This window comes from Anaerolineae bacterium (assembly GCA_013178165.1).
Taxonomy (GTDB): Bacteria; Chloroflexota; Anaerolineae; order Aggregatilineales; family Ch27; genus Ch27.
The window spans coordinates 15,534-34,787 of record JABLXG010000034.1 but is presented as its reverse complement, the minus strand read 5'-3'; the positions used below and the strand labels follow the sequence as shown (position 1 = coordinate 34,787).

Genomic DNA, 19,254 nt, shown 5'->3' with positions numbered 1-19,254 from the left:
ATACCCAGAACGTCTACTTGACCCTTTTCGCTCCCCAACACTCCCAGAAAGGAGAGGACAGCCCGGTAACATTATCAAATGAACGAACCGTCTCCGCTCGGTAACATTATCTTTTGATTTGACAGGGTCTTGCAGGAAGCCGGGAGGCTGACGGTGGTGTGGTAGCTGGCGCGTGGTGCTGATGACCTGTGCTCATGCCTAGGTGCAGGTAGTTTGGCGTGGCGCTCCTGTAGACACCGACTGGTCGCGTATGATAGACTATCAACAGGTGCTGAGAAGAATCGTGCAGTAGCGGAGACGGTTCGATGACCGCGGGACAGGCGAGCACCATCCGGGTAGTTTGCATCGAAGATGAGACTGAGATGATCGACCTCGTCCGCCTGATCCTGAACAGAAAAGGGATCGAAGTGGTTGGTGCGGAAGGGGGCAGGGCCGGTCTGGATGCAGTCAGGCGGGAGCGCCCTGATGTGGTTCTCCTTGACCTGATGATGCCGGATATGGATGGCTGGGAAGTTTACCAGCGCATGAAGAACGATCCTGAGGTTGCTCATATCCCGGTGATTATTGTGACCGCCAAGTCGCAGAGCATCGACAAAGTTCTGGGGCTGCACATCGCCAAGGTGGATGACTACATCACCAAGCCGTTTGGCCCAGCCGAACTGATCAACAGCATTGAGCGTGTGTTGCAGGGCAAGAAGACAGTCGTTAAGCGTCCTTGAGTCATACTCCAGCCCTGACTGAACCGAAAGCAAAGGCGCCTGTAGGCGCTTTTCTTATTGGGCGCAGGCAAAGTCGCGCTGCAATCAGGCGGCGCTACTCTCAGGGGAATGGAAGCAGTGAGCAGGGGATAGGTGTGGGCAGTGGGGGAGCAGTGGGGGAACAGCGGAAAGAACTGCCTGCGCGGCCCACAGCGATGCTCCAACCTCTCTTGGCATCCCTGATACGCATAGCGGGATGACCGGGTATCTTGCGCCAGGCATCGCCGCATGGCGGGTCATCTCCCGGTGTCCTGCTCTCCTGGTTTTCCGGTCGCTTGTCTCTTGACCCTTGCCTCCTGCCTCTTTCGTTTTGTCCCTGGCGAGTTTTGCCTGTTTTCATTTTCACTGGTGGCCCTGTCATGCTACTATGGGGGCGTGTCCGGCGGGTATGATGTCATGCCGGTATCGCGTGGTGATCGTTATCACGCCAGAGCAGACAATTGCTTCTTGTCGCGCGTGTTAGCCAAGCCTTGTGATGATGGGGGAGTGCATCATGACCGTTCGACCTCTGATCCCGGTCGTGTTGGTGGTGGCTCTGGGACTGGCAGGCTGGTTGCCGATCCCAACCGCTGTTGCCGAGCCGTCTGCGCAAACCAATCTGCTGGTCAACCCTGGCTTTGAAGACCCATTTGTCCCGTTTGGCGGCGATACCACCCGCCTGGTAGCCAACGGCTGGTCAGCCTGGCATGTCCCCCAGCGAACGGGCGACGAAGGCTTCCGCAACCTCAAACCGGAATATCAGCCTGCCAGCGCCAGCAACCTGGAGCGTATCCTGCAAGGCAGTAATGCTCAGGAATACTTTAGTTTTTTTGCCACGCATACCGGCGGGGTGTACCAGCAGGTGCTGGTTCCACAGGGGTCAGATGTACAGTTCAGCGTTTTCGTGTACGTCTGGTCAACCTCCGGGGATGATCCGGATGTCAGCCAGAATCCAGGCCGGGTCCAGGTTCAGGTGGGTATTGACCCGAACGGCGGCACGGATGGCGAGAGCGAGCGCATCCTGTGGTCGTTGCCGCTGGAATTCTATGACGAATACCGGCAGGTTTCGGTCCGCGCCGAAAACGTCAGCGATCGCATCACCGTCTTTGTGCGCACCACCTTCGATTTACCCCAGAAGAACAACAATGTCTACCTGGATAATGCTGCTCTGATCATCACCCAGGGCGCCGAACCAACCCTGACCTCAACGACCATGCCGACCAGCACACCTTCTGCTACGGCCACGCCGACGGCTGTCAGCGGGCCAACCAGTACACCGCTGGCGCCCGGCCTGACCACGCCTACTCAGGAAGTTGATGAAACCGTCCAGCCCTCCGCTACAGCTCCCGCGACAGCGACGGCTACGCCGACGCTATCCCCCGGTGAATTCCCCTACCAGATCGTTTACAAAGTGGTGGCCGGGGATACGGTCGGCGCGCTGGCCTTACGTTTTGGCAGCAGCGTTGAAGCGATCATCCGGGCAAACGGTCTCAATTCTGAAGCGCTAATCTACGTGGATCAGGAGTTGATCATCCCGGTTCGAGAGCAACCCGTGCCCTCCGCCACACCGACACTCAGCCTGACATCGATCGGGATTATCCCGACGGCAACGCCAGTGGGCCTTCTGCCGACTCCGACCCCGATTCCTACGACTGTACCCGGAGGACAGCCCACGATCACGTATGTGGTTGTGGCAGGAGATAATCTCAGCCGTATCGCAGCGCGGTTTAACACCACGGTTGGCACGCTGGTGCAACTCAACGGTATCCTTAACCCCAACCTGATCAAAGTCGGTCAGCAACTGCGCATCCCCGGTGTTGCTCCGGTGACGCCCGTCCCGCCTCCCCCGCCACAGCGACCGGCCACGCATGTGGTTCAGCGCGGAGAAAATCTCTACCGGATCTCGCTGCGCTACGGCGTCCGCCTGGATCAACTGGCCCGGCTGAACGGCATCACCAACGTTAACCGGATTTACGTGGGCCAGGTGCTGGTTTTGCCATGAGCGACCGCACCGGTCGGTGGCGTATCCTGCGCAAGGAGGATGGTACTATCCTCCTTGCGCGGGTCAGGTGGTGCGACGGCTTCTGGTGCAAGTTCCGGGGGTTGATGTTCCGCCGGGAATTGCCCGAAGATGAGGGACTGCTTTTTGTGTACAACCGGGAGAGTCGGACGGATACGGCCATCCACATGCTGTTCATGCGTTTTGCCATTGCCACCGTCTGGCTGAATGCCGAAGGGGTTGTGGTGGACAAGGTGCTGGCCAGACCCTGGCGGCTGGTCTATGCCCCGCGCGAGCCAGCCCGCTACTTTGTCGAGGCGTCCCCGTCATTACTGGATCGTGTTATGATTGGCGACCGTTTGATCTTCGACGAGGTTGTGGGGGCGTAATGCGTCGCCGGTGGTTGTCCTGGTTATGCGTTGTGGTGGCGATGAGCATGGCCAGCCCGGTTCTGGCCCAGGGTGGCACCGGCCAGACCACTGTTCATGTAGTGCAGCGGGGCGAGACGCTATACCGGATTGCCCTTGCCTATGGCACTTCAGTTGAGGCTATTGCCCAGACCAACAGCCTTACCGATGTGACCAACATTCAGGTCGGGCAACGGCTGATCATCCCCAGCGGGCCAGTCAATGCCAGCGTGCGAACAGCCGGCCGCCATATCGTGCAGCCGGGCGAGACGCTGGCCCATATCGCCCTGCGCTATGGCACGACGACAGAAATCCTTGCTGCGTTGAACAGCGTGGTTAACCCGGCGCGGCTTTACGTCGGTCAGACCCTGGATGTCAGCCAGATGGCGCCGGGGCATCCGCCGCTGACAAACGGCTACACGGTGACCGTCGCCCCCGGCGAGACGCTGTACCGCATTGCCCTGCGCCACCATGCTTCACTCAACGCCATCATGCGCGCCAACGGTCTGAAATCGCCGGCGCGGATCTTCCCCGGCCAGCAAATCCTGATTCCCGGCCCAGCTGAAGCCCCGGCGCTTCAGGTGTTGCCGGCGCCGCTGGTGGAGCTGACACTGGCCCCACTGCCGGTTGAAGTCGGGCGCAGCCTCCGGGTGAGGGTGGTTAGCGCCGAACCGGTGACGATCAGCGGCCGCTTCCTCGACCGGGACCTGGTCTTCTTTCCGGAGGCCGATGGACGGACTTATACCGCCTTTTATGGTGTCTATGCATTCACGCCGCCGGGGACTTACCCTTTGGTCCTGACGCTGATCACCGGTGACAACACCAGCACGATGTTTTCAACCGAGTTACGGGTGGCCGATGGCCGGTACAGCAATGAAACGATTACCGTCCCGGAGAGCCAGGAGGCACTCCTGGATCCGGCGGTGAACAGCGCCGAGCATGAGCTGATTGCCGGGATCATGCGCGGCCATACCCCGGAGCGGTACTTTGATGGCGTGATGGGGCTGCCCGCCGCCGCGCCGGTGACTTCCCCCTTTGGCACCCGGCGTTCGTATAACGGCGGCGCCTACGACCGCTTCCATACCGGGACGGATTTTGGCGGCCCGCCCGGCGCGCCGATCTATGCCCCGGCGGACGGGCGCGTGGCTCTGGTCGATACCCTCAATATCTATGGCCTGTTCACGATCATTGACCATGGACAGGGGGTATTCACCGCCTACGCGCACCAGACGGAGAGTTACGTTCAGGTCGGGCAACAGGTCGAAGCCGGGGAGGTGATCGGCACCATCGGCAATTCCGGTCGGTCGGTTGGCCCCCATCTGCACTGGGAGCTGTGGGTCAATGGGGTGGAGACCGATGCAATCCAGTGGACGCGTTTTGACTTCGTGGCGGATTGAACCAGGATGAGGATGCTTTGAATACCAGGCGTTTTCCGATCAGCAGGCTGCTCAATCTGAACCTCCTGTTGCTGGCGGGCCTGATCGCCATAGCGGTCGAGTGGCTGGGCCTGTTGGGAGGAGTGCACGGCAATGAAGTCCTGATCTTTGCCACATCAGCCCTGGCGATTATCCCGCTGGCCGGGCTGATCGGCCAGGCGACGGAGGAACTGGCCAGCCGGCTGGGGACGCAGATCAGCGGCTTGCTCAACGCCACGCTGGGCAACGCCGCCGAACTGATCATCACCATCTTCGCCCTCAGGGCCGGTTTGACCGAACTGGTCAAAGCCTCAATTGTTGGCTCGATTCTGGGCAATCTGCTTCTGGTGGCGGGCTTCAGCCTGCTGCTGGGCGGTCTGAAGCAGGGTCGCCAGATATTCAACCAGCGGCAGGCTGGCATGAACGCCACGCTGGTGGTGCTGGCTTTTCTGGCCCTGGCGATTCCGTCATTGTTTGACGCTGCTCTGGTTGAGGTCAACGCGCTGCAATCGGAACTGCTCTTTAGCGAGGGGGTGGCGATCATCCTGATCGTGCTGTATGGCCTGAGTCTGCTTTATGCATTGCGCGATCCTGAGAACCGGACAGCATCTCATAGCGGGGCGCACGTGCCGCAGTGGAGCGTTTCCCAGGCTGTCGCCGTGCTGGCTGCCGCGACGCTTGGCATCGTGATCATGAGCGAGTTTCTGGTCAGGTCGGTTGAGCCGGTGGTGGCGCAGCTTGGCTGGACGGAGTTCTTTGTAGGCATCATCATTGTGCCGATTGTCGGCAATGTGGCCGAGCATCTGGTGGCTGTGCAGGTGGCGATGAAGAACCAGATGGACCTGAGCCTCAACATTTCGCTTGGCTCAAGCCTGCAGATTGCGCTGTTTGTCGCGCCGGTGCTGGTGTTTGTCAGCCTGTTGTTCCAGAACAAACTGCTGCTGGTGTTTAACCCCTACGAGCTGATTGCGCTCTCTGCAGCGTCCTTCATTGCGGCGCTGGTGGCCCTGGATGGGGAGTCGAACTGGCTGGAAGGGGCCATGCTGCTGGCGGTATACCTGATCCTGGCGCTGGCGTTCTTTGTCCTGCCGGGGAGCGCTCCGGCGGCTCTGTAAGCGAGGGCTGAATGTCGGCCTGTTTTTGGAACAATCCAACGTTGCCAATGCCTGATCGGACGCTATACTATAATCGTTTTGCATGTGCCTGATGATCATCAGGTTAGGTTAGCTGGAGGCATCAGCGTTGCTCAGGCGCCAGATCCTTACGCCAGAATACTGGAGTCACTCCCTTAAGATCACGGATGAGGACATCGAATACCTGTTCAGCGTCATGCTCGAAGAAGAGCTGCCGCTGGATATCCGGCGCATGGTTCGGCTGCTGATCGAGCACCGGGTCCGTCAGGAAGAAGATAGCTGGCGCAGGCACCTGAAGGAAGGTACGCTCTTCCAGCCTAAAGCGCACTATGAGGTCGGGCAGAAGCTGGTCTTCCCGGCGTTTGGGTTTGCCCTGGGCAAAGTTGTTGGCGTGCGCCCAGGCTCCAACCCGGAATATGGCGATTTCACTGTGATTCAGGTGGAATTCCCGGGTGGGCTGCGCCGGGAATTCGCCAGCGACCTGAAGATCCCCCATGCGCTTGACCTGAACAACGGCAATGCCTCCCTGGACGAACTACTGGAGCCGGTCGAGATTGAGCCGCTAGAACAGGCTTATGGTGATGCGCTGGCCCAGGAGCTTGAAGAGCGGCTCAGCGTTATCGACGATGTGGCCTATGCGGGCGGGCTGTGGTTCCTCAAGTCGTTGCTGCCGACCATCGACAAGGGGCATACCAATCTGGCGGAAGCGCTGCTGGACATGAACGGTGGCGGGCCGCTGGCCCCTGAGGACATTCTGCCCATCCTGGACTTGCCAACTGAGGTCAATCCCCGGTTGCAGGCGTTCGCTCTGAACTGCGCCCTGTATAACGACAATCGCTTTGATGAGGTCGGTTCGGCGGGGTTGGTGCGCTGGTACCTGAGGCGATTGGAGCCGGAGGAAGTCCAGCGGACGCCGGAGCGCTTGATCTACGAACGCATCCCCTACGATCGCAGCCTGCTCACGCCGGACGATCTGGCACTGGAGGCTGAGATCGGCGATGAGCATTCAGAATTGCCGGCGGTGACCGAACCGATAGATCGTGTCACAATCACGCTCAACTACCCGCATCGCCGGTGCGGCACTTTGCCCCTCACGGCGGGACTCTCGGCCATGTTGCCTACTGCCTACGAGGCGGAACGCATTCTGATCACGTTCATAGACGGCATCACGGGCGACAAATACACCGGCTGGGTTGTCCGGGCTGGTCGTTATGTGTGCGGGCTGGAGCGTTTCTATCGCAAGCATAAACTGCCGGTGGGCGCGGTGCTGCAGATTCAGACGACCGGGCAGGCCGGACAGTTTCAGATCAGTTTTGATGGCTACCGGCCACGCACGGAATGGATCATCCTGGTGGAGCCACGTGGTGGACGGCTGGGATTCGTCAATCAGCGGCGCCTGATCGGCGCGGCTTATGATCAGTTGATGGTGTTGGGCGCTGATGATCTGGAAGGTATCGATGCTGTTTGGCGGACAGTGCGCGATCAAAAGCGCAGCCTGATCGAGATCATCCGAGATATCCTGCCAGAGCTTGCCCGCCTGAATCCACAGGCAGCGGTACACGCCAAGACGGTGTATAGCGCGGTCAACGTGGTGCGGCGTTGCCCGCCGGGGCCAATCCTGGCCGCGTTGGAAGCGCAGCCGGAGTTCACCCATGTAGGTGGCCATTACTGGCGTTATACGCGGGGCGCTTGACCAGGGTCCGGGTTTGCCTGGACGGTGTTTCTGCCTGAAGGAATGAACGATGACTGCTGGAAGCATAGCCAGTCAGCGCGTTATACCGACGCTGGAAACGCGGTTTCATATTGACTACGAATGGTGGGAACGCGCCGATCAGGACTTGCGGATGAACATGATCGGGCAGCTTCCTCCTGAGCAGCGCGACTATTTCATGCAGCATTCGGGTGATACCGAGTCGGACTGGATTGATCCGGAAACAGCCGAGGTGCATCGTGTTGATGCGCTACGCATGGCGCTTCAGGAAGCCGCCAAAGACCCCGCTTACTTCCTGCCTCCGGTTTCGCTGGTCGATGCTGTGTTTCGCGTCTTTTTGACTAACAACAACTTTCCGCTGACGCCGATCGAGTTGTCGGCCCGGATCAACCGCCCACCGATGACGATCCTGCGGACGTTGACGGGTGGGCAGGTGTACAAAGGCATCCGGCCTTATCTGGGTTAGCGGCGTGATTGGCGCTTGACGGCGCTACTGGCGCTACCTACAATACAGAACAAATCCGCCCCCTTAGCTCAGCGGATAGAGCAGCTGCCTTCTAAGCAGTTGGCCGAGGGTTCGAGTCCTTCAGGGGGCGCCAGCCAGCAAAAAACGCCTCCAGTGAGGCGTTTTTTGCTGTACGACTCACAGCGGTCAGGCCATGATGGCCCGGTAAACCTCTTCGGTTTCCGGGGAAAGCTTGCGCCGGGCCGCTTTGAATTCACGCTGCAGGCGCTGGAAATGGGCGGCGGCTTCGCTGCGCCGGCCCATCTCCGCATAGAGCTGCATGACTCGACGGTGCAAATCTTCCCGGCTGGGGTCTTCCTGCAGAGCGCGCAGGTACAGGCGCAGGGCGTGTTCCGCCGCGCCCCTGGCATGGCGCACTTCGGCCATCTGGATGACCGCCTCCATATACCCGTTCAGGAAGTCGGTGCGACGGGCAACAATCCAGGGATCGTCGTGCCCCTGCAGGAACGGTCCCCGGTAGAGATTGATGGCTTCCTGCCAGTATTGCACTTTGTCCTGCTCGGCAGCGGCGCGCGCACGGACCAGCGCCCCGACAAAGTCGACCACATCATAGACGACGTTTAACTCCGGGCTAACGCGATAGTACCCATCGATGTGCACAAGCACATCTTCGCCCAGCGCCTTGTGCAGGCGGCGCTTGGTGACGTGGAAGACATTGACGGCCTGATCGACATCCAGATCGGGCCAGAAGGCCTGGCAGATTTCCGATCGGGTGACGGTAGGCCGATCCAGGGCGAAGAAGAACAGCAGGCGCGGCAGGTGCCCTTCCCATGTAGAGATGAGATTGTTGTTGATGGAGACGTAGCCCGGCCCCAGAGCGGTGACCTCCAGGCGGGGGCCGTTGGGATGGCGGCGATGGTCATAGAAATCGCTGACGACCAGATGTTCATCTTCAAGGATGACGGCCAGGTTGCGGGCGAGCAGGGAGACCCAGGACAGGCGCGGAAGTGTGCGACTGTTCAGGATGATTTTGCCGTGCGGTGGCATGAGCGGGACCAGTTGCTCGATGAACTGCTGAATATCGTCGGCGCCATCTGCCCGATCATATTCGTCAAGAATCAGCAGGAAGGGGTTGGTTGTCCACTCGGAAAGGTCGGCAGCAAGAGCGCTAAGCCAGTGCTCCATTTTGCCGACGCCTGGACGATCTTCTGTCAGATCGAGGTGACGGCCGAATTCGGGGTGCTGGCTGGCCAGGTTGTGACGCAAACCTGCCAGGAAGGCCGGGACGCTGACATCGTCCGGCCCCATGGCATAGTACAGAGTCTGGTATTCAGGGCTGTTGAGCAGGCGTGCAATCAGCACGGAACGGTAGCGGCTGCGCGGATGTAGCAGCACGATTTTCGCACCCGGCGAGTAGTGATTAAACGCTTCGTAGCTGCCCGTGACCATGTTATTCAGTTTCATGGTATGGCCTCTTCCTGTTGGATTATTGCCCCAATAATATAGTATACGAAAGCTTTCAGAGCAGGGCAAATGACAATTAAGCCGGGCGTAGCCAATGCTTACCGGAATTGTCATACTGTCGGTTCTACGATAACCGTAGCTAGGTACTTTTGTGCAGTATAAGCTTTGACAGCATGTAATTGCCCGTTTACAATTCGAATCAGGGTGGCCGCTGAGACAGGTGTGAATCCTATGACCAAGTGGTGCAGGGCTGTCGTTGCCGTAACGCTGGTCATTGCCGGGGCCGTCATCGCTACGATCCTGGGCTGGTGGTTGTGGCGCCTGTTGCAGGGCAAGGAGGAAACCGCAGAGGCCCGATGGGTGCCTCCTCAGCGCCCAGCCGAACGGAACATTCCGGTACCTTTCCCGGATGATCTGGTGCAACCGATACAGTCAGCACTGGAGACTGAGATAACTCCGGCCGTCGCGCGTCTGGCGGTCCAGGCGGACGATCTGACCCGCATTGACGGTATTGGCCCCAAATATGCCGAGGGCCTGGCCCGGCTGGGCGTGACCACGTTTGCCCAGTTGAGCCAGCAGGATGCCGATGAGCTGGCGGCCCGGTTGAAGGCGCAGGGGTTGCGTATCATCGGCGACCGCATCCGGCAGGAAGACTGGATCGGGCAGGCGGCCCGATTGGCCGGTGGACAGTAACCGGGGGCATGATGGCGATACTTCCAGCTCGCGTTGATCTTGATCGCGCTGCCGGGGAACTGCGGATCACCTGGCGTGATGGGCGCGTGTGTGTGTATCCGCTGAGCAACTTGCGCGAGGCATGCCCGTGCGCGGAGTGTCGCGGCGGGCACGCCTTTATGGGCCGGGCATACGATCCGCAGGATATCCTTGCGCTGAAGCCTGCGCGGTCGTATCGGGTCGAGCGGGTAGACCAGGTGGGGAATTATGCGCTGCAGTTCCTCTGGGATGACGGCCACCAGGCGGGGATTTACACCTGGGACTATCTCTACCGGCTCTGTCCATCCGATTCATCCGGGTCATGAAGCTGCTGCAGGTGCACAGCAAACAGCCCGGCTCAGACTGCCGGGCTGCTGCCTTTTTGCCCCATCAGAGGATCACGCTGTACCGGCTGGTCTAGAGATAGTCCTTGAGGTGGTGCTGAACCGCATACGCCGCCGCCTCAGCACGATTGGAGACATTCAATTTACTGAGAATGTTGCTGACGTAATTGCGCACGGTGCCTTCCCCCAGGAATAACGCCTGGGCAATCTCGCGGTTGGTCTTGCCCTCCGAAACCAGGTTGAGCACCTGCATTTCCTGCGCGGTCAGATCAGCAAAGGCTTCGGCTTCCTCCTGCCGTTTGGCCCGGCGTACCTCATCCAGCACGCGTTTGGTGACGCTGGGATCGAGAAGCACTTCATCGCGACCCACGGCTTCAATCGCCTGGATCAGGCTCTGGCCGTCGATTTGCTTGAGCAGGTAGGTTTCCGCGCCAGCCCGCAGGGCGGAGAACAGCATCTCGTCTTCCTCGTACGAGGTGAGCATGATGATCTTGATGTGGGGGTACTTCTGCTTGATGGCTGCGCAGGCTTCAATACCACTGGCGCCCGGCAGCCGGATGTCCATCAGGATCACATCAGGCTGGTGCAGCTCGGCTTTCTCGATCGCTTCTTTGGCGGTACGAGCCTCGGCGACGACTTCAAAACCGCCCTTGTGAGTCAACAGGTCCCGGAGACCCAGGCGGACAACCTCGTGATCGTCCACGATCATGATACGCTGTTCTGACATGAATGTCCTCGCTAGAAAACCACGCGGTCGAGTCGGTGAAGCCGCTTTCTGGCTTGCCAGGCACAATGCTGGTCTGATTATACCGTAAGGCAGCTACAACAAAAAAAGCGCCGGTCAGGCGCCTGTGGAGTAGCGGGGGCAGGATTCGAACCTGCGACCTCCGGGTTATGAGCCCGACGAGCTGCCACTGCTCTACCCCGCATCATTGGCAGGAAGTATACTCCTGCGCCAGAGGGCTGTCAATGGTTGTTTTGGCGCGGGCTATCGGTTCGGCCAGCCGGTGGGCGGAATGCCGGTTTGTGGCGATTCTGCCCTTGCCAAATGACCTGGCCGCGGGTATACTGACGGTCAGTTGAGGGGCGTTGGCTCAGTTGGTTAGAGCACTCGGTTGACATCCGAGAGGTCAGAAGTTCGAGTCTTCTACGCCCCACACGACGCGACTGCCAGGGTTGATGGCGGTCGCTTTTTTGTTCCCTGGCAAGGGTTCGCGGTACTCGATCCGCGTGCGGGTATGGGCCTGTCCGAAAACAGCCCCCGCCAGCAACACGGGGGCTGCATCACCGTTGCACTGTGCCTGACAGGCGTTTTGTTCGCGGGGCCGGGAAAGCGACTACTTAGCTCTCGATGATCTCAATCGAATACAGGCGGTCGCCGGCAATCGGGTCCTGCCTGGGGTCGCGCTGCCGGATTTGCATCACCACCTCGTCGAACCCCTCGATGACCTGGCCGAACACGGCATGTTTGCCATCCAGCCAGGGGGTAGGCACATGGGTGATGAAGAACTGGCTGCCGTTAGTATTGGGGCCGGCGTTGGCCATGCTCAGGATGCCGGGACGGTCGTGCTTGAGCTTGAGCGCGCCTGGTTCGTCGTCGAAACGGTAGCCGGGGGTGCCGGTGCCTGTCCCCAGCGGGCATCCTCCCTGGGCCATGAAGTCTTTGATCACCCGGTGAAAGGTGGTATTGTCGTAAAAGCCTTCGCGTGCCAGAAAGACGAAATTGTTGACTGTCCTGGGCGCTTTGTCTGCAAAAAGCGCTACTTTGAAGTCCCCTTTTTCGGTGTGAAAGATAGCGGTGTAGCGCCTGGTTGGATCGATCGTCATCGGTGGTGGCGCATTGTAGGTCTTGGCCATGCAGAATCTCCTTGCACAGGGAAGGGATATTGGGTGCAGGAGGATTGTACTGCTTTCCTGGCCGGGCTGCTGCAAACCAGCCATAAACGAGTGGAACTGGAATCCAGGAGACCGGGATGCCAGAAGGACGGGAGACTGCTGAGGGCGCAGCGCGGCAGCAAGAAAATGCTCATACAACAGCCAACTGAGATCGGGATCAGCGCGTTTGACCGCCTGTGGCTGCCAGTCTAGAATGGCCCGTGTGTTTTTGTGCCCAGACAGGGAGGTATCCACCGTGGCCAGAGGACTTTATTTTGAGGAGCTTGAGATCGGCTGGTCGGTTTCCACCAAAGGGCGGACGATCACCGAGACGGATGTAGTGAACTTTGCCGGGCTTTCGGGGGATTACAACCCGCTGCATACCGACGCCGAATTTGCCAGCAAGACAGAATTCGGGCGGCGCATCGCTCATGGCGCCCTGGTTTTCAGCATTGCGATTGGGTTAACGTATCAGGCCGGTTTCATGGACGAGACGGTGATGGCTTTCCTGAGTCTCGACTGGAAGTACAGCGCACCGATCTTCATCGGTGATACGATCCATTGCGAGGTCCAGATCATCGATCTCAAGCGCCTGCCGCGGCTGGGTGGCGGCAAGGTTGTGCTGGCCGTCAAGGTGGTCAAGCAGGATGGCACGGTTGCCCAGAAGGGCGAATGGGTCGTACTGGTGCGCAGCCGTCCGGAGGAAACGGCCAGAACAGACATAAGCGGTAACCCGGCGTCAGGGAACGGTTAGAGTCGCGTTAGAACAGGGATGAATCCCTTTGTGTTTTGGCTGAATTGAGAATACAGTGAGGATGGTTATGTGATTGGGCGTGCTCTCCACGATGGATTAGCGTGACTATGCCGGCGAAATGGGTCGTGGTGCCAGTCCTGGCGCTCCTGGTACTGGCTGCCGGATGCACTGACAACACCATCCCCGTTACTTTGACGGCTCAGGCTGGTGTGATCGCTGACCAGGCCAGCAATCTGGCCGCAGCCGAAGACTGGGCGGGGCAGGCCCGTGCAACTCTGACCGCCTGGCCGATCAGGGCTGCTGCCAGTGCGACCGCTCTGGCGGGTGCGGACGCCACCAGGCAGGCCGGAGCCGTACAGAACGCTGCCACAGAGGCCGCGGCGACCGTGCATGCCATTGAAGCTACACTCCGGGCTAACCAGGTAGCCGCGGCGGAGGCCGTGGCGGCGACGGACCTGGCGGTACAGGCGGCGACGCTGGATGCACGCGGCTATGACCTGGCGACGGCCGTTGCCCGGCGGGAGGTTATTGCTGCCACGGCGACCACAGCGGCGCGGATCGCTGCGACCGAGATCAGCGGCTGGCAACTGGCGGGCACACTGGCGGCTCAGGGGTACACGACCCAGGTGGCGGTGTGGGCGGGTACGGTTACCGCCCAGGCCTGGAATGTGAGCACGGCGCAGGCCGGGCGGCAGGACACAATGGCGACAGCTACCGCTGCTGCCGTCACTGCGCAGGCAGAGTTGGACTCCGTGCAGGCCGCGGCCCTGGCCACTCAACAGGCTGCCGCTACGGCGGTCGCTCAGGCTATGACAGCGCAGGCCCGCCAGGCAACCGCTTCAGCAGCAAACCTGGCGACGGCTGCCGCCGCGCGCGACGCGCTGGCGGCGCAGGCTACGCAGTCTGCTGCGACGGTGGCAACCCGGCTGGAAGCCGAGCGCGTCCTGAACGCGACGGCGCAGGCTTTTCTACAGGCGACCGCTGTCTCTCAATACGAGGCGCTGGCCGCACAGGCAACGCAATCGGCGGCGGCAGCGGTGGCTCAACTGGAAGCGGAGCGGGCGCAGTATCTGGAAGCCCTGGCCATGCAGCAGTCTACTGCGGCAGCGGCGTATGGGGCGCTGGCCGCCCAGGCAACGCAGGGCGCTGTGGCTGCTGATGCAACGGTGCGCCGGGCGCAGGTTCAGGCGACTCTGAGCGCCCGGCAGTTGACCGGGCGGATCACCGGGCTGGAATCGACCCTTGTGGCGCAGGAGGCTCTGCTGGCTACGCTGTTACAGCCAACGGCAACGCCGACCATCACACCCAGTCCCACCCACACCCCCAGCCTGACCCCTTCCGCAACATCAACAGCCACGCCATCGCCAACAGCTTCAACAACGCCCACCGTGACGCCGACGGTAACGCCGACACCCTCGTGGACAGCAACAGCAACGCCCACAGTGACGCCCAGCTATACGCCTACAGCCACGGCATCGCCAACGGCTACGCCAACGACGATACCGACGGCGACGCATACCTCCACAGCAACGTCCTCGGTGACACCGTCGGATACCCCCTCAGCAACGCCGACGGCCACGGCGACCGCTACAGCTACGGCGACCCCGACACCGACGCCAACTCCGATCCTGTGCTGGGTGTTTGTGGACAATCCGGATGGTGTGAACATGCGTCTGAATCCGGCCCTTAACGCGCCGGTCTTGCTTGCCTTGCCCCGGCGGACGGTCATGACGGTTCTGGACACGGCACGCAGCGCTGATGGGCTGGTCTGGTATTACGCTCGTGTGCGGTTTGACAACCGGATCTACCGCGATGGGTGGGTGCTGCGCGACGTGGTGGTCGAATTGACGAGTTGTCCAGCGGATTAGGCAGCGGTTGATCAGGGGCCTCCCGGCGCGGAGGCCCTTTTTGTTGCCAGCAGCCTGTCTTAGCGTCGGCGGCCGATGAGCAGGGTGCTGAAGCTGAAGCTCCAGGGGGCCAGCCTGGCCAGCAGGCTACCAAGCCGGTCAGCCAGGGGCGAAGTCCGGTAGTAGCCTGGAGCGCGGAACGGGCCGCCCAGCCCCCACAGCGTGAAGGCGTGGCTGGTGGGCGTAACCTCCAGAACATCAAAATCGGCTGCCTGGGCCTCTCGGACCAGATCGTGCTGGGTATACGTGCTTTCGTAGAAATCTTCCTGGTTCAGACGGCTGGCGCCCTGTAACCGTCGACGGAACTGGCTGAGTTTCCAGACCAGGTTGGGGTAGGGGATGGTCAGCACGAGGATGCCGCCTGGCCTGAGGACGCGTGCTGCTTCCCTCAGGGCTGGCCCCATGCCGTGCGGGAAATGTTCAAGTACACCAAACGACAGGTAGGCGGCCAGGGAGCCGGAAGCATAGGGCAAGGCGTGAACATCGCCAGCGCAGAGCGGCAGGGTGGAGTCAAAAGCGTGCGCTTTACGCAGGGCATTGGCGGCGTAATCCAGGCCGATGACGCGGAATCCCTTATCACGGAGGTAAATCACCACAGAAGCCAGGCCGCAGCCTGCCTCCAGGATGACCCCATTCCGGTCAAGGTAGCGCTCGTAACGGGCAATGGTCTGCCGGGCGCGGCTGTAGCGGAGCGTCTCCAGTTCCACTTGTACGCTAGCGCCTTCCCAGATATCTTCCCAGGTCTGGCGGGTGGTATCGTAGAGTTCAGTCATCAGCATTGACCTCGCGGGCAACCGGATAGATTGCTCAGGTGGCAGGATGTACTGGCGGCGCTGCGTCTGAGCAGCGTCAGGCGCGTCTATTGTACCTGCACATCGGCAGGTTGCACGTCTGAACCTTGATACCGATAGGCTGGGTTGGAGCGGCTGGGGCGCCGGCAACAATAACAGACAGCCGTTTCCTCTGATCTCTTTATTGCCTGCTGCCCATTCCCTATTCCCCCTGTGTTGTGGGCTGTTCGCCAATGGCTTCCGCATGTACCCGTGATCCGGGCGCGGGCAGGCTTTTTCCGGAAAGGAGCCAATCTGCTATACTGCGCATAGTAGAGAACATGATTGCGCCTTTTCCGCCGGATGGATCAGGACCATGGCAATCTTTACCCCGCCCGAAGCGCCGATTCATGAGCCGAAACAACTGCCGGTAGCCCCCCCGCCGAAGATCATTGGCCGCGACCGTGAACTGGGCCAGATTTTCGCCCAGGTTCGGGTGGGCGCGCCTGTGCTCGTGTATGGCGCGCCGGGCATCGGGAAGTCCGCGCTGGCAGCGACGATTGCCGCCGCGTTTACAACTTTTCCGGCCGGTGTGCTGTGGTGGCGGGTAGCGGATGATTCGCTGGAGCAACTCGTTGTGCGCCTGGGCCGGGCGTATGGTGAGCGAGAAATCACGGAAAGCGCCAATCCGCTTGCGCTGGTTGACCGCGTGGCGGCTCTGCTTCAGCAGCATGACCGGCCGCTGCTGGTGCTGGATGGCCCGCTGACGCAGGAAACCGCCCGCGATTTTGTGCGTCGGCTGGCCGCCGGTGTGCCCCTGATCTGGACGGCTGAGCAGGCGGCATCAGGCCCCTGGCTGCCTTTCCGGGTGGACAGGCTGGGTGACACTGACGGGATGGCGCTACTGTTGCATGCGGCACGCCGCGAGAAAGTGGAAGGCTGCGAGCAATTGTGCCGCGCCCTGGAAGGCGTACCGCTGGCCCTGGTGCTGGCGGGGCGGCATCTTGCCGTGAGCCAGCAGACTCCGGCAGACCTGCTTGGCGCGCTGGACCCGGCGGCGCCTGATCCCGCGCTAAAGGTGCTGGGCGCGATCTATCGCCAGCTGCCGGAAGCGCTGCGGGGGATTGTGTTGACCATCGGCGCAACTCCTGCCGGCCGGGCCTCCTCCTGGTTGCTGGAGCGTCTGCAGCCCGCCCCCGGGGAGACGTTTTCCTCCGTTCTGGAGTCGCTGGCTGTGCGCGGTCTGGTCTACCGCCTGCCTGCTCCGGCAGGCCTGTGCTACGCGATGCATGAGTCTGTTGCCCGCTTTGCGCGGGGGATTCTGCAGGGCGCCGGACACCTGGAGACGGTTCAGGCGCATGTTGAAGCCGCGCTGCTCACCCATGCAGCAGCCAACCGGCGCGACGATCCGGAAGCGCGAATGCGCCTGCTGGCGGAGATGCCGAACCTCCTGGCGCTGGCAGATGAGGTCTGGCAGCGGGGTGATGAGGATATCCTGGCGCGCCTGGCCGATGTTCTGGAAACAGCCTTCGGGAGCACGGGAGCCTACGGGTTTGAGATTCACACACTATATGGACAGCTGGGCCAGTTGCAACCCGAAGCTGAGGAGCTTGAGCCTGTAGCGCCGCCACCTGCGCCGGTGTCCACCGCTGAGGAGCCGGTAACTGAGCCAGCGATCGAGACAACTGTGCCGTCTGAGCCGGTCATCACGGAGGAAGCTGCACCGGCTTTCTACGATGAGGGAGCCTGGGAGCCGCCTACTGAGCAGGAGATCATCGCACCAGAACCCGCTACGGCGGTAGAGCAGATCACCGCGGCGCCATCGAGCGTGCCTGAACCCATCCTAGGCACTGAGGAGGAGGCCGCCACCGTTGTTGAGCATGCACCTGCTCCTTTGGAAGAAGCGGTGCGCGGTGAGGCTGCCGGGAGTGCCACGCTGGAAGGGCTGCTACAGGCCTGTGACGCGGCGCGGCGCGCAGGCAACGATCGGGAATTGCTCGGCCTGCTGATGTCGGTTGGACAATCCTGGGAAGAGGCCGGGCTGGCGGAGCGCGCTATTGACGCCTACCGGGAAGCCCTGTCACTGGCTGAGCGGCTGGATGATGAGGAACTGGTGTTGCAAACGCTGGAGGCGCTGGCACGGCTGAATCTGGAAACCGGCAACCTGGAGGATGCGCTGACCTGCGCCGTCCGCGCGGAGAACCTCCTGCAACAGCGCAACGAGCCGGGGCGGCTGGGATATGTGCTGGCGTTGCTGGGCGATATCCGGCTGGAAGTGGGCGACCTGAATGAGGCTGCGGACGCTTATGCGCGCGCCATTGGACGGCTGCGGGCAGCGGGCGACCAGGTTAGCCTGGGGGTAGTGCAGACCAAGCTGGGCGCAACGTACATGGATCGCGGGGAATATGGCCGCGCTGTGAACATGTTGAACGAAGCGCTGCTGATCTTCGAGCAGACCGGGCGGCAGGAGTACCAGGAACGGGTGCTGGGCATCCTAGGCATGGCTTACGGCCACCTGGGTGAGTGGCGGCAGGCCGAGCAACGCCATCTGCAGGCGCTGCAAATGGCGCGAAGCCTGGGCAACGTTGAAGAGCAAGAGCGCCAACTGGCTAACCTGGGGTACATCGCGCAGGCTCGCGAAGACCGCGATGCCATGGTGCGGTACTACGCCTCGGCACTTGACCTGGCTTACCAGACGGGACGCAGCGACTGGCAGGTTCGATACCTGGACGTGCTGGGCCGTTTGCTCATGGATGATGTGTCGTATGTGGCGCTGGCAGTTGCTCTGTTACAGGAAGCACAGACCCTGGACGGCGATCCGGAGCGCGACCGCTGGCTCAACCGCGCCCAGAAACGTCTGCAGCGGCTGCGCCAATCCGCTATCCCTCAAGCGCCGGTGCCGATGAGCCTGGCCAGCTGGGCGGCGGCGGAATCGATTCTGGCGGATGGCAGCGTCTGACCGTGAAGGTGCGGGTACTGTTCAGGAACCCGGATCAGGTTGCGCTGGCAACGTATGACCGGCTTCGGTGTCAGGCGCGTCGCGCAGCAGGGCGATGGCATGAGGCAGTACGGGCTGGATGACCGCCAGACTGTCCCGTACCGCTCCGGGGCTACCCGGCAGGTTCACGATCAGGGTGCGCCCGCGCAAACCACAGATTCCGCGGCTGAGCATGGCATGGGGTGTCTGCCGTAGTCCGGCAGCACGCATCGCTTCGGCCAGACCGGGGGCTTCCCGTTCGATGACGCTGCGCGTAGCTTCCGGGGTGACATCCCGCGGGGCGAAGCCGGTTCCACCGGTCGTGAAGATAACGTCGACCCCATCCTCATCGCTCCACGCGATCAGGCAAGCGCTGATTTGATCGCGCTCGTCTGGCACAATTGCCGTGCGGGCGATCTGGCAGCCGGGGAACGACTCGGTCAGGAGAGCGGCGATTAGAGGGGCGGCGGCGTCAGGACGCTCGCCGCGCGCGCTACGATCGCTGACAGTCAGGATGCCAATACGCATGAGTCGCTGCTCCGCTAGCTGCTCAACCGCCGGGGCGAAAGCGGGGCCTGCCGTGC

17 protein-coding genes and 3 tRNA genes are annotated in these 19,254 nt (G+C 61.4%); 14 read left to right on the top strand and 6 right to left on the bottom strand.

Annotated elements, in window-relative coordinates; translation table 11 throughout:
* Positions 1 to 305 precede the first annotated feature (305 nt).
* The 8 genes from HPY64_15810 (at position 306) to HPY64_15775 (ending at position 8,001) form a co-directional block, all read left to right on the top strand.
* The gene (locus HPY64_15810; GenBank protein ID NPV68602.1) at positions 306 to 719 is read left to right on the top strand and encodes a response regulator; all 414 of its coding nucleotides are present in this window, start codon (positions 306 to 308) and stop codon (positions 717 to 719) included.
* Positions 720 to 1,251: 532 nt separating this feature from the next.
* On the top strand, positions 1,252 to 2,739 hold the full coding sequence (locus HPY64_15805) for a LysM peptidoglycan-binding domain-containing protein (protein NPV68601.1): 1,488 nt from the start codon (positions 1,252 to 1,254) through the stop codon (positions 2,737 to 2,739).
* A complete protein-coding gene (locus tag HPY64_15800) occupies positions 2,736 to 3,125 on the top strand; it encodes a DUF192 domain-containing protein (GenBank protein ID NPV68600.1) in 390 nt (129 codons plus the stop codon). Before HPY64_15805 ends, HPY64_15800 begins: the two co-directional genes overlap by 4 nt.
* A gap of 47 nt (positions 3,126 to 3,172) precedes the next feature.
* Positions 3,173 to 4,540 carry a LysM peptidoglycan-binding domain-containing protein gene (locus HPY64_15795; protein NPV68599.1) on the top strand — a complete coding sequence of 456 codons (1,368 nt, stop codon included), beginning with the start codon at positions 3,173 to 3,175 and terminating at the stop codon, positions 4,538 to 4,540.
* 47 nt (positions 4,541 to 4,587) lie between these two features.
* Positions 4,588 to 5,673 carry a calcium/proton exchanger gene (gene cax / locus HPY64_15790; GenBank protein ID NPV68598.1) on the top strand — a complete coding sequence of 362 codons (1,086 nt, stop codon included), beginning with the start codon at positions 4,588 to 4,590 and terminating at the stop codon, positions 5,671 to 5,673.
* 127 nt (positions 5,674 to 5,800) lie between these two features.
* On the top strand, positions 5,801 to 7,384 hold the full coding sequence (locus HPY64_15785; GenBank protein ID NPV68597.1) for a hypothetical protein: 1,584 nt from the start codon (positions 5,801 to 5,803) through the stop codon (positions 7,382 to 7,384).
* A 49-nt stretch (positions 7,385 to 7,433) separates the two neighbouring features.
* Positions 7,434 to 7,868 (top strand): hypothetical protein, encoded by a 435-nt coding sequence (locus HPY64_15780; GenBank protein ID NPV68596.1) that lies wholly within the window; start codon positions 7,434 to 7,436, stop codon positions 7,866 to 7,868.
* Between the two features lie 57 nt (positions 7,869 to 7,925).
* Positions 7,926 to 8,001, top strand: a tRNA-Arg gene (locus tag HPY64_15775).
* A gap of 53 nt (positions 8,002 to 8,054) precedes the next feature.
* On the opposite strand, the gene HPY64_15770 is transcribed toward HPY64_15775, so the two are convergent.
* Positions 8,055 to 9,332: a hypothetical protein gene (locus tag HPY64_15770; GenBank protein ID NPV68595.1), complete on the bottom strand. Its 1,278-nt coding sequence runs from the start codon at positions 9,330 to 9,332 to the stop codon at positions 8,055 to 8,057.
* 231 nt (positions 9,333 to 9,563) lie between these two features.
* Here HPY64_15770 and HPY64_15765 point away from each other — a divergent pair, with 231 nt between their 5' ends.
* Both HPY64_15765 and HPY64_15760 read left to right on the top strand, forming a co-directional pair.
* Positions 9,564 to 10,025 carry a DUF4332 domain-containing protein gene (locus tag HPY64_15765; protein NPV68594.1) on the top strand — a complete coding sequence of 154 codons (462 nt, stop codon included), beginning with the start codon at positions 9,564 to 9,566 and terminating at the stop codon, positions 10,023 to 10,025.
* An 8-nt stretch (positions 10,026 to 10,033) separates the two neighbouring features.
* On the top strand, positions 10,034 to 10,369 hold the full coding sequence (locus HPY64_15760; protein NPV68593.1) for a DUF971 domain-containing protein: 336 nt from the start codon (positions 10,034 to 10,036) through the stop codon (positions 10,367 to 10,369).
* 91 nt (positions 10,370 to 10,460) lie between these two features.
* Here HPY64_15760 and HPY64_15755 read toward each other — a convergent pair whose 3' ends face one another.
* Positions 10,461 to 11,114, bottom strand: a complete 654-nt coding sequence (locus HPY64_15755) for a response regulator transcription factor (GenBank protein NPV68592.1) — start codon at positions 11,112 to 11,114, stop codon at positions 10,461 to 10,463.
* Between the two features lie 130 nt (positions 11,115 to 11,244).
* Positions 11,245 to 11,316 (bottom strand) — tRNA-Met (locus HPY64_15750).
* Positions 11,317 to 11,470: 154 nt separating this feature from the next.
* On the opposite strand from HPY64_15750, the gene HPY64_15745 reads away from it, so the two are divergent.
* Positions 11,471 to 11,544 (top strand) — tRNA-Val (locus tag HPY64_15745).
* 184 nt (positions 11,545 to 11,728) lie between these two features.
* Here the strand turns inward: HPY64_15745 and HPY64_15740 are convergent.
* Complete coding sequence (locus HPY64_15740; GenBank protein NPV68591.1) at positions 11,729 to 12,244, bottom strand: peptidylprolyl isomerase; 516 nt, start codon at positions 12,242 to 12,244, stop codon at positions 11,729 to 11,731.
* Between the two features lie 232 nt (positions 12,245 to 12,476).
* Here HPY64_15740 and HPY64_15735 point away from each other — a divergent pair, with 232 nt between their 5' ends.
* Positions 12,477 to 13,016: a dehydratase gene (locus HPY64_15735; protein ID NPV68590.1), complete on the top strand. Its 540-nt coding sequence runs from the start codon at positions 12,477 to 12,479 to the stop codon at positions 13,014 to 13,016.
* A gap of 107 nt (positions 13,017 to 13,123) precedes the next feature.
* Positions 13,124 to 14,884: a hypothetical protein gene (locus HPY64_15730; protein ID NPV68589.1), complete on the top strand. Its 1,761-nt coding sequence runs from the start codon at positions 13,124 to 13,126 to the stop codon at positions 14,882 to 14,884.
* Positions 14,885 to 14,943: 59 nt separating this feature from the next.
* Here HPY64_15730 and HPY64_15725 read toward each other — a convergent pair whose 3' ends face one another.
* Entirely contained in the window at positions 14,944 to 15,696 is a 753-nt protein-coding gene (locus HPY64_15725) for a class I SAM-dependent methyltransferase (protein NPV68588.1), read from the bottom strand.
* 373 nt (positions 15,697 to 16,069) lie between these two features.
* On the opposite strand from HPY64_15725, the gene HPY64_15720 reads away from it, so the two are divergent.
* A complete protein-coding gene (locus HPY64_15720) occupies positions 16,070 to 18,652 on the top strand; it encodes a tetratricopeptide repeat protein (GenBank protein NPV68587.1) in 2,583 nt (860 codons plus the stop codon).
* Between the two features lie 21 nt (positions 18,653 to 18,673).
* Here HPY64_15720 and HPY64_15715 read toward each other — a convergent pair whose 3' ends face one another.
* A complete protein-coding gene (locus HPY64_15715; protein NPV68586.1) occupies positions 18,674 to 19,198 on the bottom strand; it encodes a MogA/MoaB family molybdenum cofactor biosynthesis protein in 525 nt (174 codons plus the stop codon).
* Between the last annotated feature and the right edge of the window lie 56 nt (positions 19,199 to 19,254).